Annotated in this window: 21 protein-coding genes and 1 tRNA gene; 9 read left to right on the top strand and 13 right to left on the bottom strand. The window is 66.0% G+C overall.

The genetic code is table 11. The annotated features are described in order from the left end of the window. Positions 1–22: 22 nt before the first annotated feature. Both CAL13_RS01120 and CAL13_RS01125 read right to left on the bottom strand, forming a co-directional pair. Complete coding sequence (locus CAL13_RS01120) at positions 23–628, bottom strand: KdsC family phosphatase (protein WP_086059158.1); 606 nt, start codon at positions 626–628, stop codon at positions 23–25. A gap of 2 nt (positions 629–630) precedes the next feature. Then, positions 631–1,620, bottom strand: coding sequence for a KpsF/GutQ family sugar-phosphate isomerase (locus tag CAL13_RS01125; protein WP_086055861.1), 990 nt, complete (start codon positions 1,618–1,620; stop codon positions 631–633). A gap of 126 nt (positions 1,621–1,746) precedes the next feature. On the opposite strand from CAL13_RS01125, the gene purT reads away from it, so the two are divergent. After that, a complete protein-coding gene (purT, locus tag CAL13_RS01130) occupies positions 1,747–2,964 on the top strand; it encodes a formate-dependent phosphoribosylglycinamide formyltransferase (RefSeq protein WP_086071247.1) in 1,218 nt (405 codons plus the stop codon). A gap of 57 nt (positions 2,965–3,021) precedes the next feature. Here the strand turns inward: purT and CAL13_RS01135 are convergent, their stop codons facing one another. Continuing rightward, the gene (locus CAL13_RS01135) at positions 3,022–4,650 is read right to left on the bottom strand and encodes an ABC transporter substrate-binding protein (RefSeq protein ID WP_086071248.1); all 1,629 of its coding nucleotides are present in this window, start codon (positions 4,648–4,650) and stop codon (positions 3,022–3,024) included. Between the two features lie 503 nt (positions 4,651–5,153). Continuing rightward, entirely contained in the window at positions 5,154–5,387 is a 234-nt protein-coding gene (locus CAL13_RS01140; RefSeq protein ID WP_086055864.1) for a hypothetical protein, read from the bottom strand. Between the two features lie 233 nt (positions 5,388–5,620). Here CAL13_RS01140 and CAL13_RS01145 point away from each other — a divergent pair, with 233 nt between their 5' ends. From CAL13_RS01145 to CAL13_RS01160, 4 genes are all read left to right on the top strand, one after another. Continuing rightward, positions 5,621–6,268: a TetR/AcrR family transcriptional regulator gene (locus CAL13_RS01145; RefSeq protein WP_086071249.1), complete on the top strand. Its 648-nt coding sequence runs from the start codon at positions 5,621–5,623 to the stop codon at positions 6,266–6,268. 42 nt (positions 6,269–6,310) lie between these two features. Continuing rightward, positions 6,311–7,465, top strand: a complete 1,155-nt coding sequence (locus CAL13_RS01150; RefSeq protein WP_086071250.1) for an acyl-CoA dehydrogenase family protein — start codon at positions 6,311–6,313, stop codon at positions 7,463–7,465. Positions 7,466–7,709: 244 nt separating this feature from the next. Continuing rightward, entirely contained in the window at positions 7,710–8,939 is a 1,230-nt protein-coding gene (locus CAL13_RS01155; RefSeq protein ID WP_086055867.1) for a CaiB/BaiF CoA transferase family protein, read from the top strand. 131 nt (positions 8,940–9,070) lie between these two features. Next, positions 9,071–10,585 (top strand): 3-hydroxyacyl-CoA dehydrogenase, encoded by a 1,515-nt coding sequence (locus tag CAL13_RS01160; RefSeq protein ID WP_086071251.1) that lies wholly within the window; start codon positions 9,071–9,073, stop codon positions 10,583–10,585. Positions 10,586–10,645: 60 nt separating this feature from the next. Here CAL13_RS01160 and proB read toward each other — a convergent pair whose 3' ends face one another. The 4 genes from proB to rplU form a co-directional block, all read right to left on the bottom strand. Beyond that, positions 10,646–11,782, bottom strand: a complete 1,137-nt coding sequence (gene proB, locus CAL13_RS01165) for a glutamate 5-kinase (RefSeq protein WP_086071252.1) — start codon at positions 11,780–11,782, stop codon at positions 10,646–10,648. A 74-nt stretch (positions 11,783–11,856) separates the two neighbouring features. Then, positions 11,857–12,996 (bottom strand): GTPase ObgE, encoded by a 1,140-nt coding sequence (obgE, locus tag CAL13_RS01170; RefSeq protein ID WP_086071253.1) that lies wholly within the window; start codon positions 12,994–12,996, stop codon positions 11,857–11,859. A 122-nt stretch (positions 12,997–13,118) separates the two neighbouring features. Then, complete coding sequence (gene rpmA, locus CAL13_RS01175; RefSeq protein WP_086055871.1) at positions 13,119–13,379, bottom strand: 50S ribosomal protein L27; 261 nt, start codon at positions 13,377–13,379, stop codon at positions 13,119–13,121. A 34-nt stretch (positions 13,380–13,413) separates the two neighbouring features. Beyond that, positions 13,414–13,725: a 50S ribosomal protein L21 gene (gene rplU / locus CAL13_RS01180; protein WP_086055872.1), complete on the bottom strand. Its 312-nt coding sequence runs from the start codon at positions 13,723–13,725 to the stop codon at positions 13,414–13,416. 458 nt (positions 13,726–14,183) lie between these two features. Between rplU and ispB the strand changes: the two genes are divergently transcribed. The 3 genes from ispB (at position 14,184) to tam (ending at position 16,301) form a co-directional block, all read left to right on the top strand. Beyond that, positions 14,184–15,149, top strand: a complete 966-nt coding sequence (gene ispB / locus CAL13_RS01185; protein ID WP_086071254.1) for an octaprenyl diphosphate synthase — start codon at positions 14,184–14,186, stop codon at positions 15,147–15,149. Between the two features lie 11 nt (positions 15,150–15,160). Next, positions 15,161–15,237: transfer RNA gene (locus CAL13_RS01190), tRNA-Pro, on the top strand. Between the two features lie 284 nt (positions 15,238–15,521). After that, positions 15,522–16,301, top strand: coding sequence for a trans-aconitate 2-methyltransferase (tam, locus tag CAL13_RS01195; RefSeq protein WP_086071255.1), 780 nt, complete (start codon positions 15,522–15,524; stop codon positions 16,299–16,301). A 70-nt stretch (positions 16,302–16,371) separates the two neighbouring features. Here tam and CAL13_RS01200 read toward each other — a convergent pair whose 3' ends face one another. The 4 genes from CAL13_RS01200 to CAL13_RS21085 form a co-directional block, all read right to left on the bottom strand. Further along, entirely contained in the window at positions 16,372–16,716 is a 345-nt protein-coding gene (locus CAL13_RS01200; protein ID WP_086073457.1) for a cupin domain-containing protein, read from the bottom strand. A gap of 114 nt (positions 16,717–16,830) precedes the next feature. After that, the gene (locus CAL13_RS01205; protein ID WP_086073458.1) at positions 16,831–17,565 is read right to left on the bottom strand and encodes a YqcI/YcgG family protein; all 735 of its coding nucleotides are present in this window, start codon (positions 17,563–17,565) and stop codon (positions 16,831–16,833) included. Between the two features lie 137 nt (positions 17,566–17,702). After that, positions 17,703–18,998, bottom strand: coding sequence for an MFS transporter (locus CAL13_RS01210; RefSeq protein ID WP_157664769.1), 1,296 nt, complete (start codon positions 18,996–18,998; stop codon positions 17,703–17,705). After that, positions 18,995–19,621, bottom strand: a complete 627-nt coding sequence (locus CAL13_RS21085; RefSeq protein ID WP_157664353.1) for a hypothetical protein — start codon at positions 19,619–19,621, stop codon at positions 18,995–18,997. The genes CAL13_RS01210 and CAL13_RS21085 overlap by 4 nt, the downstream gene beginning before the upstream one ends. Positions 19,622–19,920: 299 nt before the next feature. Here CAL13_RS21085 and CAL13_RS01215 point away from each other — a divergent pair, with 299 nt between their 5' ends. Next, positions 19,921–20,886: a GlxA family transcriptional regulator gene (locus CAL13_RS01215; RefSeq protein WP_086055877.1), complete on the top strand. Its 966-nt coding sequence runs from the start codon at positions 19,921–19,923 to the stop codon at positions 20,884–20,886. Between the two features lie 55 nt (positions 20,887–20,941). Here the strand turns inward: CAL13_RS01215 and CAL13_RS01220 are convergent, their stop codons facing one another. Further along, on the bottom strand, positions 20,942–23,002 hold the full coding sequence (locus tag CAL13_RS01220) for an NEL-type E3 ubiquitin ligase domain-containing protein (RefSeq protein ID WP_157664770.1): 2,061 nt from the start codon (positions 23,000–23,002) through the stop codon (positions 20,942–20,944). Between the last annotated feature and the right edge of the window lie 160 nt (positions 23,003–23,162).

Genomic DNA, 23,162 nt, shown 5'->3' on the forward strand with positions numbered 1-23,162 from the left:
TTAGGCGCCGCGGTCGAGGCGGTCATTGGATCGCGCCGGGGCCCAGCAGGCCCGGCGAAGCGAGCAGCGTGCCCAGGCGCCCCTGGCTGGCAAGCAGGATGTCGCAGCATTCGCGGACCGCGCCCGCGCCGCCCGGCTGGGCGGACACCCAGTGCGCCCCCTGCGCGACGTAGGCCGGCGCGTGCGGCACGGTGGCTGCGAAGCCCGCACGCTGCATGGCCGGCAGATCGATGATGTCGTCTCCCATATAGCCGGTCTGCTCCAGCGTGACGCCGGCGCGTTGCGCCAGGGCCGTCAATGCGCCGCCCTTGTCGCGCACGCCCTGCATGACTTCGGCGATGCCCAGTTCGGCGGCGCGGCGGTCCACGATGGGGCCGGACCGGCCCGTTATCAGCGCCACTTTGATGCCGCCCTCGGCCAACAGGCGCAGCCCATGGCCGTCCAGCGCGTTGAAACGCTTGAGCACCTCGCCGTGCTCGCCGTAGTACAGGCTGCCGTCGGTCAGCACGCCGTCCACATCGAACACCATCAGACGCACCGCCGCCGCCCGTTCCTTCACGATGGGTTGCAGCCGCGCGAGAATGAGCGCTTCGGCCGGGTGCATCGCGGAGTGCGCGCTCGTCATCATGTTCATACCACCTTCGCCGCCATCAGATCATGCATGTGCAGGGCGCCGATCAAAATGCCCTCTTCGTCCAGGACCAGCATCTGGCTGACCCGCAGTTCGTCCATCTGCTGAGCCGCCACCACCGCCAGAACGTCCGGGGGCACGGCGTGCGGGGACCGCGTCATGCCGTCCGTGATCCTGAGACCGCGAATATCCCCGTGACGTTCAATCAGCCGCCGCAGATCGCCATCGGTGAAGATGCCCAGCGGGCGCCGCTGAGGATCGACGATGACGGTCATGCCCATGCCCTTGGCCGACATTTCCTCGAGCGCCCGGGACAGCGATGCATCGGCGCCCACCGTCGGCAGGGCGTCGCCCTTGCGCATGACGTCGCGCACGTGCGTGAGCAGGCGCCGGCCCAGCGTCCCGCCGGGATGGGACCGGGCGAAATCCTCCGGCCCGAAGCCGCGGGCCTCCAGGCAGGCGACGGCCAGTGCGTCGCCCAGCGCCAGCGCCGCGGTGGTGCTGGCCGTGGGCGCCAGATTCATCGGACAGGCTTCCTGGGCCACGCTGACGTCCAAATGGATATCCGCCTGGCGCGCCAGTTCGGATGCCGGGTTGCCCGTCATGGCGACCACCCGAGTGCCCATGCGGCGCGCCACGGGCAGGATGGTCAGCAATTCTTCGCCGGCGCCGGAGTACGAGATCGCGACCAGCACATCGTCGGGCGCGATCATGCCCAGGTCCCCATGCACGGCCTCGGCGGCGTGCAGGAAAAACGCGGGCGTGCCGGTGGACGCGAGCGTCGCGGCGATCTTGCGGGCGATGTGGCCGGTTTTGCCGATGCCGCTGACGACGACCCGCCCGCGGCAGTCCAGCAGCATCCGCACGACACCGGCGAAACTTTCGTCCAGGCGGGCCTGCAGGTCGTGCAAGGCTTGCGCTTCGATACGCAGCGTGCGCCGGGCGGAAGCCAGTGCCGCGTCCGGAGAAGTGTCGGGGAGTGCATTCATGGGCCGATTTTAATCGCAGCGCGGCAATTTGCCGGGAAGGCCAGGTTGCCGCTGTTTCGGCACTATGGCATTCTCGCAGGCTTCCCTGTCGCGGGCCTTGCCCGCTTTTCCGCTCGCAGGTTATTCATGTCCGCCATCCCCTCCCCCCTGTTCGGCACCCCGCTTTCCCCCGCCGCCACGCGCGTCATGCTGCTGGGGGCGGGCGAGCTGGGCAAGGAAGTCATCATCGCGCTGCAGCGCCTGGGCGTGGAAACCATTGCCGTGGACCGTTACGCCGATGCGCCCGGCCAGCAGGTGGCGCACCGCGCGCACGTGGTTTCCATGACCGACCGCGACGCGCTGCGCGCGGTGATCGAAAGCGAGCGCCCACATGTCATCGTGCCCGAGATCGAGGCCATCGCCACCGACCTGCTCGTCGAGCTTGAAGCGGCCGGCACGGCGCGCGTCACGCCCACCGCGCGTGCCGCGCAGCTGACCATGAACCGCGAGGGCATCCGCCGGCTCGCGGCCGAAACCCTGGGTCTGCCCACCTCGCCGTACCGGTTCGTCGATACCGAGGGTGAGCTGCGCGAGGCCATCGACGGCGGCATCGGCTATCCCTGCGTCATCAAGCCCGTCATGTCGTCCTCGGGCAAAGGCCAGTCGGTCATCAAGGGGCCGCAGGACGTGGCGCAGGCGTGGCGCTATGCCCAGGAAGGCGGACGCGTCGGCAAAGGCCGGGCCATCGTTGAAGGCTTCATACGCTTCGATTACGAAATCACCCTCCTGACCGTGCGCGCTCGCGGCGCCTCCGGCGAAATCGAAACCCGATTCTGCGAGCCCATCGGTCATCGGCAGGTGGATGGCGACTATGTGGAAAGCTGGCAGCCGCACCCCATGTCGGCCAAGGCGCTGCAGGAGGCGCAGCGCATCGCGCTGGCGGTGACCGGCGAACTGGGCGGCATGGGTCTGTTCGGCGTCGAGCTGTTCGTTGCCGGCGACCAGGTGTGGTTCTCGGAGGTCAGCCCGCGTCCGCACGACACCGGCATGGTCACCATGATTTCGCAGGTCCAGAACGAATTCGAACTGCATGCGCGCGCGCTGCTTGGCTTGCCGGTGGATGTATCCCTGCGCCAGCCAGGGGCCAGCAGCGTCATCTACGGCGGCGTCGATGCGCGTGCCGTCACGTTCGAGGGTGTCGATCGCGCCCTGGCTGAGCCGGGCACCGACATCCGGCTGTTCGGCAAGCCGGAATCCTTCGTCAAGCGCCGCATGGGCGTGGGCCTGGCGACGGCGGAAACGGTGGAAGCCGCCCGGGAAAAGGCGCTTCGCGTGTCAGGCGCCGTCACGGTCAAGGCCGCCTGAGGAAGTCATGCCGCGCCGGCCTGCACGAGGCATCGCCGGCGCGGTCTTGCACCGCGGTTACTTGTCGCTGGCGGGCTTGGCCGACATGGCCAGCGTGTACTGGTCGCGGCGGCCTTCGTAGGCGATGCCCTTGCGATAGGCCCACAGCGTGCTTTCGAAGTGCAGCGGGATCAGCGGCACGTCGGCCAGGGCGATCCTGGTCGATTCCTCCAGCATGGCGCGGCGCTTGTCCGGATCCACGGTCACCGCGGCCTCGCGGTACACCTTGTCAAATTCAGGATTCGAGTAGCCGCCATAGTTGCTGGTGCCCAGCGACTTCGGCGCATCCAGCGACGTCACCCAAAGCTGGAACAGGGCCGATGCCTCGCCGACTTCGGACGGCCAGCCGCCCAGCGCGAAACTGAACTCGCGCTTGGCGCGCTTGGGGAAGTAGATCGAAGCCGTCATGGCATCGACGTGGGTCTTGATGCCGATGCGGGACAGGTACTGGGCCACCGCCTGCGCTACCTGGCCGTCATTGATATAGCGGTCGTTGGTGCTCGACACCGTCAGTTCGAAACCGTCGGGATAGCCGGCTTCGGCCAGCAGCTTCTTGGCCGCGGCGGGGTCGTACTTGATTTCAGGCGCGTGGGCCAGCCCGCCGAACATGCCATCCGGCATGTATTGATAGGCGGGCGTCGCCATGCCGTCCATGATGCGCTGCGTGATGGCCTTGCGGTCGATCGCCATATTGATGGCGCGGCGCACACGCACATCCTGGAGCGGGTTCTTGCCGTCCGGCGCCTTCACGAGGGGGCTGGGGCTGCGGCCGACGTCGGGCTGGAAGAACACCAGGCGCGTAGACGGCGTAGCCACATAGCCGAAATTGGGGTTTTCTTTCACGCGCTGGATGTCGCGCGCGGCCGGGTTTTCGATCAGGTCGAAGTCGCCGGACAGCAGGCCGGTCATGCGGGGGCCGGCGTTGGGCACCGGAACCATCTTCACTTCTTTCCAGTACGGCTTGGGGCCCCAGTAGTTCTCATTGCGCACCAGTTCGATGCCCGTGCCCTTGACGTACGACTTCAGCATATACGGGCCGGTACCGATGGCGTCCTTGCCGCTGTTGAAGTCGACGACGGTGGGCCAGGGGCCGGTCACGCCGCAGCCTTCCTTGGGCGCGAAGGTCAATTTGCCATGGGGGACGATGCCGTTCCAGATAATGGGCAGCGAACGCGCGAGTTCGGCCGGCATGACGGGCAGCGGTTCGCGCGTTTTGATGATGACGGTGTAGTCGTCCGGCGTCTGGACGTCGGTGAACATCTTCGTCAACGTTGCGTACGACGCGGAGATATTGGTTTCGTTGTTCAGCGTCCGGCAGATGGTGAACAAAACGTCCTGCGAAGTGAACGGCTTGCCGTTGGAGAACTTCACGTCATGCCGAAGCTTGATTTCCCAGGTCAGGTCGTCCAGGTTTTTCCACGACGTTGCCAGGGCCGGGACCAGATTCATGTCGGCGTCGCGGCCGATCAGCGAACTGTAGACGTGCGCCGAAAAGGCGTCATTGGCCGTCATCTTGTGATAGTGGGGATCGGCCGAGGTCGGCTCGGCGGACAGCGCGATTTTCAGCGTCTGGGCGTGGGCGGGCAGGGCGGCGGCGATACCGACACTGGCGCACAGCAGCGCCAGGGCGTGACGGGGGAACAGCATGTACGTACTCCGGATAGAGGCGGGACGACAACGGAGGCGCCGGGGGGCTTTCCCCGAATCGCGGCCGCCCCGCAGGCGGCAGCGATGCAGCCGTATATGAATCGTTATCAGTCGTAAGCGCCGAAGCGGGCGATTATGGTGAGGCGCCGCAAGGACTGTCAATGCACGTTGTCCAGTAGACGGCCAATGCGGGCCTCCATGCCGCGTCCCGGCATGCGCTGGAAACAAAAAAAGCCTCTCCGCCGGAACGGAGAGGCTTCACGCTGCTTGTACTTCGCTACTGCTGTACTTCCTGTACTTCACTACTGCCGTACTTCACTACTGCTGCCTGGCTGCTGCCAGTTCCACTTCGCTACTGCTGCTGCTACTGCTCTGCTTCACTGCGGCGGCACTGCTGGTACTTCTTCGCTGCGTCGTTTCTTCCGCCGTACTGCTGCACTGCTCTACCGTTGCTGCCTGCTGTGCGCACGCGCGCGGCTGTCATGCGAGCCGGCGCGGGCGGCTTACCACTGGCCGACGCTGTAGCGGCTGCTCTGCTGCTGGGCGCGGCTCATCGCGTCCTGCACTTCTTCGACGAAGTTGAAGAAAGCGCCAACGCCATGCGCCACGGCGCGGGCGGCGCGCTTGACGGCGGCGACGGGATGGGCGGCGGGTTGCGTGTTCAAGGTGTTCTCCAGGATGTCGCGCTCGAGCGCGTCGGTCAGACGAAGATTCTGGTTCAGGGCAAGGTTGGTCATGGTCGGTCTCCTGCGGTGTTCGGTCTTGCTCGATCAGTGAAAACCATTATAGGGAAAACCCGTAGTGCAGCGCAACAAAAATCTAGGGATAACCCTAGGTATGTTGTAAGCAAGCACGACGATGCCTGGCGCACAGGGGCTCTATCCGTGTGTCCCCAATTCGGGCCGGGTATTTACCTTCCGGGCGGTAAGTAATAGGATGTTGGGACCTTGTCTGATTTCCCTGATGACGCATGTCCGAGAACCGACCACACGGCGGACCGCCCGCCCGTTCCGCCGGGACTCCACGGCTGCGCCCCGGACGGCCGCCGACCATGGCGGCCCCGCGAGAACGCATCCTGGAAGAGGCGGCCCGGCTTTTCGCCGACAGCGGCTATGAAAACAGCACCATGGCGGATGTGGCCGGCCGCCTCGGGGTGACGAAGGCGGCGATCTACCACTACTTCCCGACCAAGCAGGACATTTACGACGCAATCATCATCGACGTGCTGTCAGGTTTGACGGCCACCGTCGCGGCCGAAGTGGCCCGGGAAACCGAGCCCATGGCCCGGCTGCGGCGGTTCATGCTGGCGCACGCCCGCTATTTCCAGGCGCGCCATCCGCAATTCGTGACCATGCTGATCGGCTATTCGGGCATGCAGCCCGGTTACCGGGAAGACGCGGCCCGGCTGCGCGACGAATACGAGCAGATCCTGCGACGGCTGATCTCCGAAGGCGTTGCGCGGGGCGTGTTTCGCGACGTCGATCCCGCGCAGACGGGCCGCGCCATCCTGTCGATGCTCAATTGGATGGCGCGCTGGTACAAGCCGGGCGGCGAACAGGACGCGGAAGCGGTGGCCGACGGGTATTTCGATCTTTTGTGCGGCGGCATACGCCGTTGACGGGTCCTGACTACAACCGGCCCGAAGGCCGAGGAGACTTACATGGCGCTTGACGCTGAAACCCTGAATCTGCTGCTGGATGCCGTTCGCCGCTTCGTCGCGGAGCGGCTCGTTCCGGCCGAGCAGGCGCTGGCGGAAACCGGCACCATCCCCGAATCCATCGTCGCCGGCATGCGCGAGCTGGGCCTGTTCGGCCTGTCCATCGACCCCGCCTACGGGGGCTTGGGCCTGAACATGGAAGAAGAAGTGCAGGTCGCGATGGCGCTGGGCCATACATCGCCCGCCTTTCGTTCCCTGGCGGGCACCAATATCGGCATTGGTTCGCAGGCCATCGTGCTTGCCGGAACCGACGCCCAACGCGCCGCGTATCTGCCCCGGCTCGCGACCGGTGAACTCATCGGCTCCTTTGCGCTGACGGAGCCCGAAGCCGGCTCGGATGCGATGTCGCTGCGGACCTCCGCGCGTCGCGAGGGCGACCACTATATTCTGAACGGCACGAAGCGGTTCATCACCAATGCCCCCGTCGCCGGCCTCTTTACCGTCATGGCCCGCACCAGCCCGGAACGCAAGGCCGAGGCCATTTCCTGCTTCCTGGTGGAAGCCGGAATCCCCGGACTGACGCTGGGCAAGCCGGATAAGAAGATGGGTCAGGCCGGGTCCCTGACCTGCGATGTGATCTTCGACAACTGCCGTGTTCCGGCCGACGCCCTGCTGGGCGGCCAGGAAGGCAACGGTTTCCGCACCGCGATGCGGGTGCTGGACAAGGGCCGCCTGCATATCTCCGCGCTTTGCGTGGGCATCGCGCAACGGCTGCTGGGCGATGCGATCCGCTACGCGACCGAGCGCAAGCAGTTCGGCAAACCCATCGCCGATTTTCAGCTGATCCAGGCCATGATCGCCGATAGCCAGGCCGAGATCTACGCCGCGCAATCCATGGTCATGGACGCCGCGCGCAAGCGCGACCGAGGCGAGAACACCACGATGGAGGCGGCTTGCTGCAAGCTGTTCGCCTCTGAAATGGTGGGCCGCGTCGCTGACCGCGCGGTGCAGATCCATGGCGGCGCCGGCTATATCTCCGAGTACGCCGTCGAACGTTTCTATCGCGACGTGCGCCTGTTCCGGATCTACGAGGGAACGTCGCAGATCCAGCAGCTGGTGATCGCACGGGAGGCGATAAAGGCTGAATTGAATGCGTGAGCCGGGGGGAGGCAAGCCCGCCCCCGAAGCGCTATCGCGCTTCCCCTTCGAGGGGGCGCCGCTGGCGGACCGGCGGAGCCGGATCCGCGGCGGTCCGCAACGCTGGGACGCCTATTTTTGCGGCGGCGCGTCGAGGGGCGGGCGTGCGGCTGTCGGCGCCTGATTGGGCGCCGCGGCATCAGGCACAATAGCCGATTCGACATCCATCCCTGCCATTGACCCACGGAATCTGAAGCACGCGTCCATGACCACCCGTCCCGCTCCCCTTACCGGCATTCGCGTCCTCGACCTGACCCGCGTGCTTGCCGGCCCCTGGTGCACCCAGAATCTCGCCGATCTGGGCGCGGAAGTCATCAAGATCGAACGGCCGGGCAGCGGCGACGATACGCGCGGCTGGGGGCCGCCGTATTTGAAGGATGCCGAGGGCAACGACACAACGGAAGCGGCCTACTATTTGTCCGCCAACCGCAACAAGCTTTCGGTGGCGCTGGACATCGCATCGCCGCGCGGCGCCGAGCTGGTGCGCGAGCTCGCCATGCAAAGCGACATCCTGGTGGAAAACTTCAAGGTGGGCGGCCTGCGCAAGTACGGGCTGGACTACGACAGCCTGAGCAAGGTCAATCCGCGCCTGATCTACTGTTCCATCACCGGATTCGGCCAGACCGGCCCCTACGCCAGCCGTCCCGGCTACGACTTCATGATCCAGGGGATGGGCGGTTTGATGAGCATTACCGGCGAGCGCGACGACCTGCCGGGCGGCGGGCCGCAGAAAGCCGGCGTGGCCGTGGCCGATCTGATGACCGGCATGTATTCCGCCGTGGGCATCCTGGCCGCCCTGTTCGAACGCGAGCGCAGCGGCAAGGGCCAGCATCTGGACATGGCGCTGCTGGACTGCCAGGTGGCGATGCTGGCCAACCAAAATCTGAACTACATGACATCCGGGGTCGCGCCGCGGCGCGCCGGCAATGCGCACCAGAACCTGGTGCCCTACCAGGTGTTCGCTGTGAGCGATGGCCACATGATCGTCGCCGTCGGCAACGACAGCCAGTTCCGTGCTTACTGCGGCGTGATCGGCATGCCCGAATTGGCCGACGATCCGCGCTTCGCGACCAACCCGGGCCGTGTCGTGAACCGCGAGGCGCTGGTGCCCATTCTGGCCGAACGCATGCTGCAGGGCGCGCGCGATCACTGGCTGGCGGAACTGGAGCGCGTCGGCGTGCCGGCCGGCCCCATCAACACGCTGGACCAGGTGTATGAGGACCCGCAGGTGCGCTTCCGCCAGATGCGCCGCGATCTGCCGCATCCCGCCGCGGGCACGGTTCCCATGGCCGCGAGCCCGTTGCGCTTGTCGGGCAGTCCCGTCGAATATCGCCGTCCGCCTCCGATGCTCGGCGAACATACCGAGCAGGTTCTGCGCGAGCGGCTGGGCCTGTCCGACAGCGACATCCAGGCGCTCGCGGGCGGCGCGGCCTGAAGGCGCGATGTGACGGTGCGGGTTGCTCTGCAGGCGAGCGCGGCGGTCCGCCGTCGAAGATTCGGCCCGCCTCGATTGAGCGCCGCGCCGGGCCGGACACGAAGAGAACGAGCCAAGCAGGAGAGGAGCAAATGACGGATATCACCACCATCGGCATCGTCGGCGCCGGGGCCATGGGGCGCGGCATTGCGCAGATCGCCGCGCAGGCCGGCCTGACGGTCCGCCTGTACGACGCCAGCAGCGACGCCGTTGCGGCGGCGCGCGGCGCGCTGGAGCAGACCTGGAACAAGCTGGCCGACAAGGGCAAGCTCAGCCGCGACGATGCCGGCGCCGCGCTTTCGCGCATCGTGACCGCCGCATCGCTGGAAGCGCTGGCCGATTGCCAGTTGGTCATCGAGGCCATCGTCGAGCGCCTGGACGTCAAGCGCGACGTCTTCACGCAATTGGAAGCCGTGGTCGCGGACGACTGCATCCTGGCGTCGAACACTTCTTCGCTGTCCATTACGGCCATCGCGGCGGTCTGCCGGCTGCCGCAACGCGTGGCCGGTTATCACTTCTTCAACCCCGTGCCGCTGATGAAGGTCGTCGAGGTCATCGACGGCCTGCGCACCGATCCCGTGGTGGGCGACCGGCTGTCCGAGCTGGCGCATCGCATGGGCCACACCGCGGTGCGCGCGCGCGATATGCCGGGCTTCATCGTCAATCACGCGGGCCGGGGCATGAACACCGAAGGGCTGCGCGTGGCGCAGGAAGCAGTGGCCTCTTTCGCGCAGATAGACGCCATCATGCGGGAGCAAGCAGGCTTTCGCATGGGCCCGTTCGAGCTGATGGACCTGACGGCGCTGGACGTGTCCCATCCGGTCATGGAGTCCATCTACCGCCAGTTCTTCGACGAGCCGCGATTCCGCCCGTCGCCCATCACGACGGTGCGCTTGGCTGGCGGCCTGGTCGGCCGCAAGGCCGGTGAAGGTTTCTACCGCTATGCCGACGGCCATAAGCAGGCGCCGGCCGAGGCGGCCGCGCCGGCGTTGCCGCGCGGCTTGAAGGTGTGGGTCAGCGCCGTGCACCCGCAGGGGCACGACGCCGCGGTCGCGCTGATCGACGGACTGGGCCCGCATCGCGTGCAGGCCAGCGAGCCGCCGGACGACGCATTGATCGTGGTGACGCCCTATGGCGAAGACGTGTCGACCGCCGTGTTCACGCAGGGTCTGGATCCGGCGCGCACCGTGGGCCTGGACACCCTGCATGGTTTCGATCCCGCGCGCCGCCGCACGGTCATGACGTCGCCCGCCACGCTCGCGCCGTGGCGCGACGCCGCGCATGCCTTGTTCGCTACCGACGGCGCGCCCGTCAGCGTGATCGAAGACTCCCCGGGGTTCGTGGCGCAGCGCATTGTCGCCACCATCGTCAATATCGCCTGCGATATCGCGCAGCAGCGCATCGCGACTGCCGGTGATATCGACAAGGCCGTGACGCTGGGGCTCGGCTATCCCATGGGGCCGCTCGCGATGGGGGATATCCTGGGCGCGGCGCGTATCCTGGAAATCCTGCGCAACATGGAACGCGTTACGGGCGACCCGCGGTATCGCCCCAGCCTGTGGCTGCAGCGGCGGGTGCAGCTCGGTATGTCCTTGCTGGAAGGTTGAGCGCGGCGCGGCCGCTTGCGGGCGCCCCGCGTCACGCGGCCGCGGGCCGGTATCGCGCGCTCAAAGCACCACAAGGTTGTCGCGGTGCACGAGCTCCGGCTCGGTCATGCTGCCCAGCAGCGCTTCGATGCGCGAAGAGGGCTGGCGCATGATGCGGCGGGTTTCCGACGAAGAATAGTTCACCAGACCGCGCGCGCATTCGCGCCCCTCGGTATCCAGGCACGCGATCACGTCGCCGCGCTCGAAATCGCCCTGGACGTCAATCACGCCGATCGGCAGCAGGCTTTTGCCTTCCTGCAACAGGGCGCGCACCGCGCCTTCGTCCAGCACGACGCGGCCGCGCAGACGCAGGTGGTCCGCCAGCCATTGCTTGCGCGCCGACCACACCGGCAGCACGGCCCGCAATTCGCTGCCGATGCATTCGCCGCGTGACAGACGCACCAGCACGTCGCGCTCGCGGCCCGACGCAATGACGGTATGCGCGCCGCTGTGCGCGGCCCGCTTTGCGGCCAGCACCTTGGTCAGCATGCCGCCCGTTCCGATCCCGCTGCCCGCGCCGCCCGCCATGGCTTCCAACGCCGGGTCGCCGGCCTGGGCGTGCGCCACGAAACGGGCATCGGGGTCCTTGCGCGGGTCCGCTTCGTACAGGCCGCGCTGATCCGTCAGGATGATCAGGGCGTCTGCTTCGATCAGGTTCGTCACCAGGGCGCCGAGCGTATCGTTGTCGCCGAAGCGGATCTCATCGGTGACCACCGTGTCGTTTTCATTGACGATGGGCACCACACCCAGCCGCAGCAGCGCGAACAGGGTGGACCGCGCGTTCAGATAGCGGCGCCGGTCGGCCAGGTCTTCGTGAGTCAGCAGCACTTGCGCCGTGCGCAGGCCGTGCTCGGCGAAGGCGGCTTCATAGGCCTGCGCCAAGCCCATCTGCCCGACCGCGGCGGCCGCCTGCAGTTCATGCATGGCCGCCGGCCGCTTGCGCCACCCCAGGCGCGCCATGCCCTCGGCGATGGCGCCGCTGGAAACCAGCACGATCTGCTTGCCCTGCTGACGCAGGGCGGCGATTTGCTGCGCCCAATGTGCGACGGCCGCGCGGTCCAAGCCGCGGCCTTCATTGGTGACGAGCGTGGAACCTACCTTGGCCACCAGCCTGTGGGCGGCGGCGATGACGGAAACGGCGTTGGTGTCGGCGGTCATGACGGGTGCCGGGACGGCGGCGGATATCGGTCGCAAAGATCGCGGCGCGCGCCGCGAAAGATTGCGATTATGGCCTATTCGGGGCGTTCGCCGGCATCGCGCGGATCGGCGTCGGACCGCGTGTCGTCGAAGCGCGGGTCTTCGGCGACATAGGTCCCTTCCGCCTGGTCCTGCGCGATCTGGTCCTTGCGCTTCTCCGCGTCCAGGTAGTCCTGCAGCGCCCATATCAGGTCCTGCGTGCCGTCGCCGGTCAGCGCCGACACGGTGTAGACGGGGCCGGACCAGCCGAATTCCGCGCAAAAGCGCGCTTTCACGGTGTCGGCGTCGGCGTCCGCAACCATGTCCAGCTTGTTCAATACCAGCCAGCGGGGCTTAGAGGCAAGGTCCTCGTCATAGCGCCGCAGCTCCTCGACGATCGCACGCGCGTCCTGCACCGCTTGCGGGATGGGATCGGTATCCGGATCGGGCGACGACACATCGACCAGATGCAGCAGCACCCGCGTGCGGGACAAGTGCCGCAGGAACAGGTGTCCCAGCCCCGCGCCCTCGGAGGCGCCTTCGATCAGGCCAGGGATATCGGCCACGACGAAGCTGCGCGACGGCGACGTGCGGACCACGCCCAGATTCGGATGCAGCGTGGTGAACGGGTAGTCCGCGATCTTCGGGCGCGCGTTCGAAATCTTGCTGATCAGTGTGGACTTGCCGGCGTTGGGCAGGCCAAGAAGGCCGACGTCGGCCAAAACTTTCAATTCCAGGCGCAGGCGGCGTTGCTCGCCCTCCTTGCCCGGGGTCCACTGACGCGGCGCGCGGTTGGTGCTGGACTTGAAGTGGATATTCCCCATACCGCCCTGGCCGCCCGCGGCAAGCACCACTTTCTGGCCGTGGCGGTTCAGGTCGAACAACTGCTCGCCGGTATCGGCGTCGTGCACCACCGTGCCCACCGGCACCCGCAGCACGATATCCGGCGCGGCCGCGCCGTACTGATCCGAGCCGCGGCCGTTTTCGCCGTTGCGCGCCCGGTGCAAGCGGGCATAGCGGAAGTCGATCAGCGTGTTGATGTTGCGGTCGGCCACAGCCAGGATGCTGCCGCCGCGGCCGCCGTCGCCGCCGTCCGGCCCCCCTTTCGGGATGAATTTTTCGCGGCGAAAGCTCGCCACGCCGTTGCCGCCTTTGCCGGCAATGACTTCAATGGTGGCTTCGTCTACGAATTTCATGGTGACCGATGGCCGCTGCGCGCCGTATTGGGAAAGAGGGAGGAAAGCGAAAATTCATTAAAACAAAAAGCCCTGCCGCACGCGACAGGGCTCTTTGCGGTGCGGGATCGAAGATCCTGCGCTTATTCGGCAGCGACGATCGATACCGTTTTCTTGTTCAGCGCGCCTTTGGTGGCGAACTGGACCTTGCCGTCGACCAGCGCGTACAGCGTGTGGTCCTTGCCCATGCCGACGTTCACGCCGGGGTGGACACGGGTGCCGCGCTGACGCACGATGATCGAGCCGGCCGGGATCAGTTGACCGCCGAAGGCCTTGACGCCCAGTCGCTTCGATTCTGAATCGCGACCGTTCCGCGTAGAGCCGCCGCCCTTTTTCTGTGCCATGTTGAATAGCTCCTGCTATGGATACCGGTGCGCGTCAGGCCGTGATGGCCTCGATGCGGATCTCGGTGTAGTTTTGACGGTGGCCCTGATGCTTCTGATAGTGCTTGCGACGGCGCATCTTGAAGATCTTGACCTTGTCGTGCCTGCCATGCGCAAGAACGGTCGCCTTGACCACAGCGCCGGCGACGATGGGCGTACCAATCTTCAGCTGGTCGCCTTCGCCCACGGACAGCACCTGGTCCAGGGTGATTTCTTGCCCAATGTCAGCAGGTATCTGTTCTACCTTGAGTTTTTCGCCGGCTGCGACGCGATACTGCTTGCCGCCGGTTTTTATGACCGCGTACATGGGTAATTTCCTATAAGTTGATCAGCGCACAAAACGCTGAACTCGCAATTCTATCCCGCCGTGGCCGCGAAGTCAAAAAGTCCAGGCAGGGCAAGCAGTTACGCATCCTGGTGCGGCGCCGCCTGGGGCGGATCCCGGCAACATAGCTACCGGGCTTCCTCTCTTTTCAGCTGCTCGCCGGCGGGCGCCTTGCGCTGCATCGGCGCGGCTGCGCAGCGCCGCCCGCACCAGCCGCCCGGCGCCCATCGGCCGATCGGAGCCGTCCGCACCGCCCGGCGCCCGATCAGCGGGTTTACGCTTGCGCGTGGCCGTTTACCGATGCGCGAGACGCGTTGAACAGCGGTGTTCCGCCAAGGTGACACCGTATAATTGGCGCCGACCCCGGTCGGCTTGCATGGCGGGCGCGGGCCCCGCGATAAGAGCCACGACGGCTCGTCTTCTGATCACCCGGACACGTCTTGAATCTCCCCGAGCTTATTGCACCCATTGCCGACGACATGAAAGCGGTCGACGCCGTGATCCGCGCGCGACTGAATTCCGACGTGGTGCTCATCCGCACCATCGGCGATTACATCGTCGGGGCCGGCGGCAAGCGCATGCGGCCGGCATTGCTGCTCATGATCGCCCGCGCGCTCGGCTACACCGGCACGCATCACCACACGCTGGCGGCGGTCGTGGAGTTCATCCACACCGCCACGCTGCTGCACGATGATGTGGTGGACGAGTCCGACCTGCGCCGTGGCCGCGAAACGGCCAATGCCGTCTTCGGCAATGCGGCCAGCGTGCTCGTGGGCGACTACCTGTATTCACGGTCCTTCGAGATGATGGTGGACGTGGATTCCATGCGGGTCATGGCCATCCTGTCGCAGGCCACCACCGTGATCGCCGAAGGCGAGGTGCTGCAACTTTTGAACGTGCACGATCCCGAGGTCTCGCAGGAGCGCTACCTGCAGGTCGTGCGCTATAAGACCGCCAAGCTGTTCGAAGCCGCCGCCCAGGTGGGCGCCGTGCTGGCCGGTGCCACGCCCGAGCAGGAGCAGGCCGCCGCGGCCTACGGCCGCCACATCGGCACCGCCTTTCAGCTGGTGGACGACGTGCTCGATTACAGCGGCGACGCTGCCGCCCTGGGCAAGAACGTCGGCGACGATTTGCGCGAAGGCAAGCCCACGCTGCCGTTGATCCGCGTGATGGAAGTCGGCACGCCGGCGCAGCGCGAGCTGGTCCGCAAGGCCATCGAAACCGGCGATGCCGACTTCGAAGCCGTCGCCGCCGCCATCCGCGCCACCGACGCCCTGGCCCATGCCATGGAAGCCGCCCGCGCCGAAGCCGAGCTGGCCCGCCAGGCCCTGGCGGCCTACCCGATTTCCGTTTATCAGCAATCCCTGCTAGAATTCTGCGCTTTCGCGGTAAACCGCGATCGCTGACACAGTCAGAACGGGGCGTAGCTCAGCCTGGTAGAGTACTGCGTTCGGGACGCAGGAGTCGGAGGTTCGAATCCTCTCGCCCCGACCAATGCCATACATTGGTCATTCCCGATTTGAAAGGTCCTGCCGCTTGATGGCTGCAGGGCCTTTTTCGTTTTTCGGTTTCTCGTTTTCCGGTTTCTCGCTCTCCCGTTTTTCGCTTTCCCCCTTCGGCGCCGTCCGGGTCCGGGCCGGCAGCGCCCGTCGTCCCGGGCCTTCCCCCGCTTCGGGCGGCTCCCGTCTTGGCCCAACCCTGTTCGGCTGCCATTCAACCCGCCGGCAGTATCATCCGCCGCAAGCCGGCCGGACGAGCCGAGGTTGAAGGAGCAAGCCATGGCGCAAGACAAGTGGTCTTCCAAGCAGTATCTGAAGTTCGAGAACGAACGTACGCGCCCCGTGCGCGATCTGCTGGTGGCGGTGCCGGTCACGGCGCCCCGCCAGGTCGTCGACCTTGGATGCGGTCCGGGCAACTCGACGGAGGTGCTGGCGCAACGCTTTCCCTCGGCAAGCATTGCGGGACTGGACAGCTCCGCCGACATGATCGAAGCCGCCCGCAAGCGCATGCCGCAAGTGCAGTTCGAGGTGGCGGACATCCTGACCTGGCAGGCCCCAGGTCCTTACGACGTGATCCTGTCCAACGCGGTGTTCCAATGGGTCCCCGGGCATGAAACGCTGTTCCCGGCGTTGGCCGGCAAGCTCGCCGAAGGAGGCAGCGTGGCGATCCAGATGCCCGACACGCAGGAAGAGCCGCCGCATCGCATGATGCGCGAACTGGCGGCGCAGGGGCCCTGGGCGGACAAGTTGAAATCCGTCAGCCAGGCGCGAACTGCGCTCAGGTCCGCGGATTGGTACTACGGCTTGCTGGCGCCGCATTGCAGCCAGGTCGATATCTGGCGCACCACCTACTACCACGTCCTCGAAGACGGCCCGTCCGCGATCGTGGAGTGGTTCAAGGGCAGCGCGCTGCGGCCCTTCCTGGACCCCCTGGACGAGACCGAACGGCGGGACTACCTGAATCGCTATACCGAAATGATCGCGAAGGCATATCCGCCGCTTCAAAACGGCGCGGTACTGCTGCCGTTCCCGCGCCTGTTCATCGTCGCAACGCGCTGACACTGACAAGCGATGCCCGCAGCGGCGCCCGCGATGGCGCCGCTCGGTGACCGTTCGATCGCTCTCCCCATTACCCGCCGCAGCACTGGCTGGCGCGCTCCTTGATGGCGGGCGCCAGGCGTTCGAAGGCGATCAGGTAGATGGCGCCTTCGGTGGGCGATGCAACGGACCCGTGCACCGTCCCGCCGGGCAGGTCGATGACGTCGCCCTTGCGGCAGACGTGCTCGACACCATCGGCGTACACCGTCAACGTGCCGTCGACGATGATCAGGGTTTCGTCCGTGGGGTGGCTGTGCGTGCGATGCTCCTTGCCGGGCGCGTCGCGCTGCAGTTCGATGCAGCCCTGTTGCGGCAGCAGCACGCGCAGGTCGTGGGCCAGGTCGATATCGCCGAGCAATCCCTTGATGACTTCCATGTGAACCTCGCTGAATGAATGGCCGATCCCTCGGAAGAATCGCGCCTTTGACCGGATGAGTGGTTCCGCTTGCGCAAAGCGCGCCGCGCGCGTCATGGATCCCAAGTCGCGCACTCAAACCTCGGACGCCAACGCAGCCGCGCGCATGGCGTGAAACGGGCAGCCCGTGGCCGGACGGTTGTCGTCGCCCAGGAAGTACTGCTTGTATTCCCGGTTGGACGGATCGCCATAGGCGCCGAGGTCGGAGGACGGCGGGATCATGTCGTACGCCAGCAGCCGTTCGCGCACCTTCGCAACGCTGGCGTCGCGGGCTTTCTTGCTGCCCAGGATGTGGTCGAAGACCCAGCGCGGCTGGAAGGTGATCATGAACGAGCTGGACCGGCGGCTTTGCCGCTGGACGTGCGCGGGCGTGTTGCACACCACGAAGATCGGTTCGCCGGCGAAACAGAATTCCCACATCGGCGCATCGAGTTCGGCGGGGATGTCAGCCGGCCACTCATGCCGGTCCAGCGCGGACAGGCGATCGAGCAAGGCCCAGAAGCGGGCGCGATAGGCTTCCAGCGTGGCCAGCGCGCGCGGCCGGAAAAACACGACGAGCGACGTGTTGGGGCCGAAGCTGCGGGCCTGCGAAAGATAGTCGCGCAGGTTGGAAGCCAGGCGCTCGGCGTCGTCGTCGTCAAGGAAGAGATAACGCAACTGGTCCGCGCGGTAGCCTGCGACGCCGAAGATGCACGGGAAGGCGCGCGTATCGTTGTCGAGCGTGCCGGCGAGCTCCTGGAATAGAACCGCCTGCCAGCTGCCCGCGGCGTGGCGTTGTTGAACTTCGGAACGGCTGAGATAGTCTTTCACGGCGTTGTCCACCCATTCAGGTTGAGGGAAATGAATCGACTTGCCATGACGTGCGCGCGGCGCGACGCCGCATCGGCACGAGTGAGGGGGCTGGGGCCTGTCAACGCATGCTAGGCATCTTCCGGTGTCAACAGTCCCTAGGCTTGATGCAATACGCGCATCGCCGCCGCGCCGATACAGCCGATGGCCGAGACGGCCGCCATGAATAGAACGAATCCGGTATAGCCCTGGGCGGTATACGCGAGGTGGCCGGGTGTGCCTGTGGCGGTCGCCACCAGCAGCGTTCCCACCAGGGGCTGGACCAGGGCCGCGACGATGCCGGCCAGCGTGGTGTTGAAGGACGCGCCGATTCCGATCATTTCTGTGGAATAGACTTTGCGAACGGCTTTCAACACCAGGGGCACGGTCCCGCCCGCCACCAATCCAAGTGCCGCAAAACAGGCGATGGCGTAGGCATAGCCGAACGACGCCAGCAACGCAGGCAGCAGGGCCAGCAGGATCGCCGCGCGCAGCAGGCAGTTCCACACCAGGGCGCGGCGCACATTGCGTATGCGGTCCGCCATATGTCCAAGGACGATGGACCCGATCACATTGCTCACCAGGAATGCCAGGATGCAGGTGCTGGCCTGTTCCTTGCCGATGCCCAGCGTATCGCGAACCATGGGCAGGCCCCATACGCCAGATAGCGTAGTCACGGACGCGAAATGCGAGGCGAAGACGGCGGCGCAGCCCCAGCTGGCGCCATTGCGCAGGCGGCCGCGGAACAGCCTGACGGTCTGCATCAGGCGCGGCGGCACCTCGTTCAGCGCCATCGGGCTCTGGTCGGCCTTGGAAAAAACGAAGAGCGATGCGGCCAGGTTCGCGCCGATGGCGACGGCCACCATGGCAAAGCATTCGCGCCATCCCAGCGTGGACACCGCGATGGCCAGCGGCGTCGTGGCCAGCGCGCCGCCCAGGTATCCCGATACCTGCGACAGGCCCGACATCAAGCCGAAGCGGCTTTGCCTGAACTTGATCGCAACCAGCTTCAGCATGGCGGTGAAGACCAGCGCATCGCCGCAGGCGATCACCACGCGGGCCGCGAAGGCGGCCGGCACGCTGGGCGCCGCGGCAAAGCAAGCGGTGCCGACCAGCGAAACGAGCAGACTGCCCAATAACACGCGCCGCACGCCCAGCGTATCGACCAGTATGCCGGCCGGGATCTGCATCGCCAGGTAACCGTAGAAGTAGCCCGAGGCAAGCAGGCCCAGGCCCGCCGCGTCGATCGCGTATGTCTTCGCGAGCTCGGTCAGCATGGATTGCGGCGCAAGCCGCTGCATGAACGCCAGCGCGTAGGCCAGCGCGATCAATATCCAGGACGCGTAGGCTCGCGCGGAAGGCCCGTCCTTTCCAAGCGGAACGGACGGGCTCTCGATAGAAACGACTTTGCTCATGACAGTTTGGGACGGCGGACGATGCCCAGGGAAAACAGCGCGTCGGCGGAATTCGGCGCCAGTTCCGCGATGCGCTTGCCCACGTACACGGCGGCGCCGCGATAGCTGGGCTTGCGATGTTTGATGTGTCCGTAGACGTCGCGCATCACCAGCGCGGGAAGGTCCAGCACCCGGTCCGGGTAGAGCCGCTTGGCGGCAAGAACCGCGAGCGCCAGCAGGCCGGCCCGCCCGCCGTTTTCCTTGGGCGGGTCGGCCTGCAGGTCGGGTACGACCTCGGCGCATCGGCGTGCGTTTGTCAATGCCACGATGGCATTGCGGGTACGCCAGCAATACAGCAGCCGCGATTGATGCGGCCGCTGCCGGAAGGCCTCGGCGAATATCAGGTCCGTGATATCGCTATACAACCCCAGGCCCTGGTAGGGCGGCGCCAGTTCGGTACCGGATCGGTACAGGCAAAGGTCGCCGTTCATATCGAAGTACTGGTAGATCGAAAACCCGACGAGCTCCTTGTCGGCGAAAACCAGGACCATGCCGTAGCCGCTGCGGAAGGGGCTGTGAAGCGCCGTCCAGTGCGGTTCGGTGACATCCCAATTCATGCCGATAAGGCGGTTGAAGGCGTCCATGGTGGCCGCGCGCTCTTCTGCCGGGAAATCCTCGGATCGCGGAAAGGACCTCAAGGTAATGGTCTTTCCGTTCGGAAGAAGCTTGATCGGCATCGCGCAGCCCTGCCTTCGATATCGTTTTTTGAGTACTGTCGGAGCGCTCAGGATAGCGGGCGCTTCGCCCGCCGGTCCATGCCCGCTCCATCCCCCATGGCAGCATGGATTCTCGTTGATCCAAGACGTTCAGTTTGGTGATTTACGGTCAAATTTCGATAGAATTGGGTCAACTTTCAGCCAGGCCTTACCATCCGCATCGACGCATGCAAGCGCCCGTTATCGCCGTCATCGCGTTCGACAGAATCAGCGCCTTCCACCTGTCGATTCCCTGCGCCGTATTCGGCACATACGGCGGCGTGCCCGGCGCGCCCAAGTTCGTCCTGAAGGTGTGTTCGTCCGAAGGCGACACACTTGCCACGACGTCCGGGTTCTCCGTCGTCGCCACGCCGTCGCTGGAGGTCACCGAGACCGCCGACGTCATCGTGGTGCCGAGCTGGCGGGATACGACCGAGCCCCCTCCAAAGGCGCTGGTGGACGCCGTGGCGGCGGCCAGCGCGCGCGGCGCCAGGGTAGTCGGGCTGTGCCTGGGCGCCTACGTACTGGCCGAGGCAGGCATCCTGGACGGCCGCCGCGCCACCACCCATTTCGCCTGGGCCGACCATTTCGCCCGCACCTATCCCAAAGTCAAGGTCGAGCCTTCCGTTCTGTACGTGGATGACGGGAACATCACGACCTCGGCCGGAACGGCGGCGGGCATCGATTGCTGTCTGCATATCGTGCGCGAGCTGTACGGCGCCAAGGTGGCGGACTTCGCCGCGCGGCGGCTGGTGGTGCCGCCCCATCGCCACGGCGCGCAGGCGCAATTGCCGCCCGACGCGTTTTCCACGGAAGGCGCCGGCTTCCGCCTGGCGGAGCTGCTGGACTGGCTGCGCGGCACCATCGTGGAAAAACATACCGCGGACAGCCTTGCCGAACGCCTGGCGATGAGCCGCCGCACCTTCAACCGGCGCTTCCTGTCTCTGACCGGATGCAGCCTGAGCGAATGGCTGCTGGCCGAACGACTGCGCCTGGCGCAGAAGATGCTCGAAACCACCGAGCTGCCGCTGGAAATCATTGCCGAGCGCGCGGGGCTGGGCAGCAGTTCGTCATTGCGCCAGCACTTTTCGCGTTACTTCCAGATGTCGCCGTCCGCCTATCGCAGGCAGTTCCGCGCGGAGCATCAGAGCTGACGGTTCGCGGAACAGTCTGGCGCTGCCGCCCGGCGCGCCGGCGTTGGATGCCGCCTCACCGGGACGATAGGGCGTTGGCGGTCACCGTCTTGAACCACTTCGGTTCATGCGCCTGCGCGATGGCGCGGTGCAGGTTCAACTTGTGCCGAGACAGGAACCGGCGCATGGTGGCGCACCAGATCAATCCCTTCACCTCGGAGGCGACGGCCCGGGATGCCTCCCGTACGGCATCGAAATCGTCGCGCCGCAGTCCTGCGTCGGCCAGGCGGCGCGCAATGCGCCTTTCATTGGCGGTCCAGAAGGGGCGCGGCATCTCGAAAACCGCCAGGCCCAAAGGGAAGCTTCGCCGGAAAAGCTGCCCTTCCGTCTGGAGCAGACGGTCCAGCCATTTGTATATCGGCCCCCGGTAGGTGTGGAAGTGCTCCTCGATTTTCCTGGCGTCGGCCACCAGCGAAGGCGCCACCCGCTTCATCACCGATTGCAGCGGAGCCCAGTCCGCCAGGTACGCCAGGTAGCCGCCGTTGTTGCGTTCGGCCTCGACAAAGGCCCTGGCGCCTTCGATGTCGGACCACGTGATGAGCGAAAGACTGGCCCACTGCATGTCGACTTCCCCCGACGGCAGGAAGACGGCATGGCGCAGCCCGTTCTGCATGTCTAGGATCTGTTCCACCTGGTCCACGTGGGCATCGGACTCCGGCCGGTTGTTCTGGCGTAGCCGTTCGCGTTCGCGACGCTCCAGTTCGGGCAGCATCTTGATGACGTAGCGCGTGACGGCGTCCTGGTTGAACATATCTTCGCCCAGATGCATCAGCTCCAGGATCCTGTCGTCGTAGGCGCCGGCCTCGGCATCCGCATTCAAGGCGGCCACGTGCAGGTCGTTCAAGGTGAGCAGGACCAGGTCGTCGCACGCGGCCGTGCTTTCCCGCGCGATTTGCAGGCAGTTCATCATCAGGCCGGCGTTGCCCGGCTGTTGCATCTTCCGCAGTACATTGCGCAGGTTGTCCCGCACGGCATCATTCGCGCGTGACGCAGGCAGGTTCCACGCGCGGTCCAATAGTTTCACGAGCTCCGACGCGCCGAAGGGGTCTGCCCGCTGCCCCTCGATCCACGCCTCGTTGGCCTCTTCGCCAAGGAACTTGCGGATGGCATCCTGCAGGCGCTGCGGCGCCTGACTGTCGAATCCGTACAAGGCGTCCCTGGTATCGGGGCCTGCGTCGATGACCTCTACGTCCGGCCCAAGGACGGCGCGAAAGGCGTCGGCGTCCAGGCCATCGCCGCCGACCAGAAGGGTCCGCAGCGCCGGGTATGGCTCCGTGGGCAACTCGAGCAGCGGATTGCCCGAAATATCCAGCACCTCACAGTCGGGGATAAGGTGTGCCGGCGGCAAGCTCCTGAATCGATTGCCTGCCAGGCTGAGCTGGGTGACGCCCATGCCGGCAAGGGGCGGGCACATCAACAGGTTCATCGACGAAAGGTCCAGCGGCCCTTCCGCGTTGTTCTCTTCAATCCACTTCACGGCCGTCCGGGTGGCATCGTGGCGGTTGCCCGGTATCGTGACGTCGCCGGCGTAGGCTTCCAGCGCGCGCTGCCATGGCTCCGTCATGTACCCCATCTGTTCCTGCAATGTCAGCATGGAGTACCGGCCGAAGCCGAAATCGGTCAGCTCGTGCTGCCGGCCCCGATATTCGGCGAGCAAGCCCGCCAGGTCCAGGAACAGATCGAGGATCTGATCCTGGCGCTGTTCGCCAGCAATCTCATCATCGCGGGCAGGGAACGCCCGGAAGTTGATGATGCATGCGCCGTTTGCGGTGTGAGGTTCGTCCGCCGAAGCGGCATCGGCCGCAGCATCGTTCCGGTGGAAAAGCCGCACGGGGCGCCGTTGGGGCGGGACATCGCAAAGCTCGATGTTGCGCAGCAGTTCGGCGCCGATTTGCGTGCGGGCGACGCCCAGCAGCGCCGCTTCGAACTGCGACGCTTCCTGTTCGTCCGGCTGCATGCCGGCCTGCACGGTGAGCAGGCCGCAGATGTCCAGTAGCGCGGGAGCGGCGTCCGTCGCCGCCACCCCTGCGGCCGGAGACGGCGCGGACGCGATGGCGTTTCCGTTCAGGGCGGTCATGGCCGTACGCCCTCCGGGCCTGGCGTTCGCCTGGCCTGATCGATCTGCGCCGGACGCACAGGTGCAAGCTGCGGTTTCATTGGGGTTTCTCCTCCTCGTGCCATTCGGGGCCGTTGAGTGCCGCAGGCCCTCTGCCTGTTCCATGGGACGCGGCCATGCT

This window comes from Bordetella genomosp. 9, from assembly GCF_002119725.1.
In the GTDB taxonomy this organism is placed as follows: domain Bacteria; phylum Pseudomonadota; class Gammaproteobacteria; order Burkholderiales; family Burkholderiaceae_B; genus Bordetella_C.

Excerpts from the sequence above, each read along its gene's own strand:
- CAL13_RS01150 (WP_086071250.1), top strand. The coding sequence starts at position 6,311 with ATGGCGCTTGACGCTGAAACCCTGAATCTGCTGCTGGATGCCGTTCGC.
- CAL13_RS01155 (WP_086055867.1), top strand. The coding sequence starts at position 7,710 with ATGACCACCCGTCCCGCTCCCCTTACCGGCATTCGCGTCCTCGACCTG.
- obgE (WP_086071253.1), bottom strand. The coding sequence starts at position 12,996 with ATGAAATTCGTAGACGAAGCCACCATTGAAGTCATTGCCGGCAAAGGC.
- CAL13_RS01220 (WP_157664770.1), bottom strand. The coding sequence starts at position 23,002 with ATGACCGCCCTGAACGGAAACGCCATCGCGTCCGCGCCGTCTCCGGCC.
- proB (WP_086071252.1), bottom strand. The coding sequence starts at position 11,782 with ATGACCGCCGACACCAACGCCGTTTCCGTCATCGCCGCCGCCCACAGG.
- CAL13_RS01145 (WP_086071249.1), top strand. The coding sequence starts at position 5,621 with ATGTCCGAGAACCGACCACACGGCGGACCGCCCGCCCGTTCCGCCGGG.
- purT (WP_086071247.1), top strand. The coding sequence starts at position 1,747 with ATGTCCGCCATCCCCTCCCCCCTGTTCGGCACCCCGCTTTCCCCCGCC.
- rplU (WP_086055872.1), bottom strand. The coding sequence starts at position 13,725 with ATGTACGCGGTCATAAAAACCGGCGGCAAGCAGTATCGCGTCGCAGCC.
- CAL13_RS01160 (WP_086071251.1), top strand. The coding sequence starts at position 9,071 with ATGACGGATATCACCACCATCGGCATCGTCGGCGCCGGGGCCATGGGG.
- CAL13_RS01215 (WP_086055877.1), top strand. The coding sequence starts at position 19,921 with ATGCAAGCGCCCGTTATCGCCGTCATCGCGTTCGACAGAATCAGCGCC.
- CAL13_RS01210 (WP_157664769.1), bottom strand. The coding sequence starts at position 18,998 with ATGAGCAAAGTCGTTTCTATCGAGAGCCCGTCCGTTCCGCTTGGAAAG.
- CAL13_RS01140 (WP_086055864.1), bottom strand. The coding sequence starts at position 5,387 with ATGACCAACCTTGCCCTGAACCAGAATCTTCGTCTGACCGACGCGCTC.
- CAL13_RS01200 (WP_086073457.1), bottom strand. The coding sequence starts at position 16,716 with ATGGAAGTCATCAAGGGATTGCTCGGCGATATCGACCTGGCCCACGAC.
- CAL13_RS21085 (WP_157664353.1), bottom strand. The coding sequence starts at position 19,621 with ATGGACGCCTTCAACCGCCTTATCGGCATGAATTGGGATGTCACCGAA.
- tam (WP_086071255.1), top strand. The coding sequence starts at position 15,522 with ATGGCGCAAGACAAGTGGTCTTCCAAGCAGTATCTGAAGTTCGAGAAC.
- CAL13_RS01125 (WP_086055861.1), bottom strand. The coding sequence starts at position 1,620 with ATGAATGCACTCCCCGACACTTCTCCGGACGCGGCACTGGCTTCCGCC.
- rpmA (WP_086055871.1), bottom strand. The coding sequence starts at position 13,379 with ATGGCACAGAAAAAGGGCGGCGGCTCTACGCGGAACGGTCGCGATTCA.
- CAL13_RS01120 (WP_086059158.1), bottom strand. The coding sequence starts at position 628 with ATGATGACGAGCGCGCACTCCGCGATGCACCCGGCCGAAGCGCTCATT.
- CAL13_RS01135 (WP_086071248.1), bottom strand. The coding sequence starts at position 4,650 with ATGCTGTTCCCCCGTCACGCCCTGGCGCTGCTGTGCGCCAGTGTCGGT.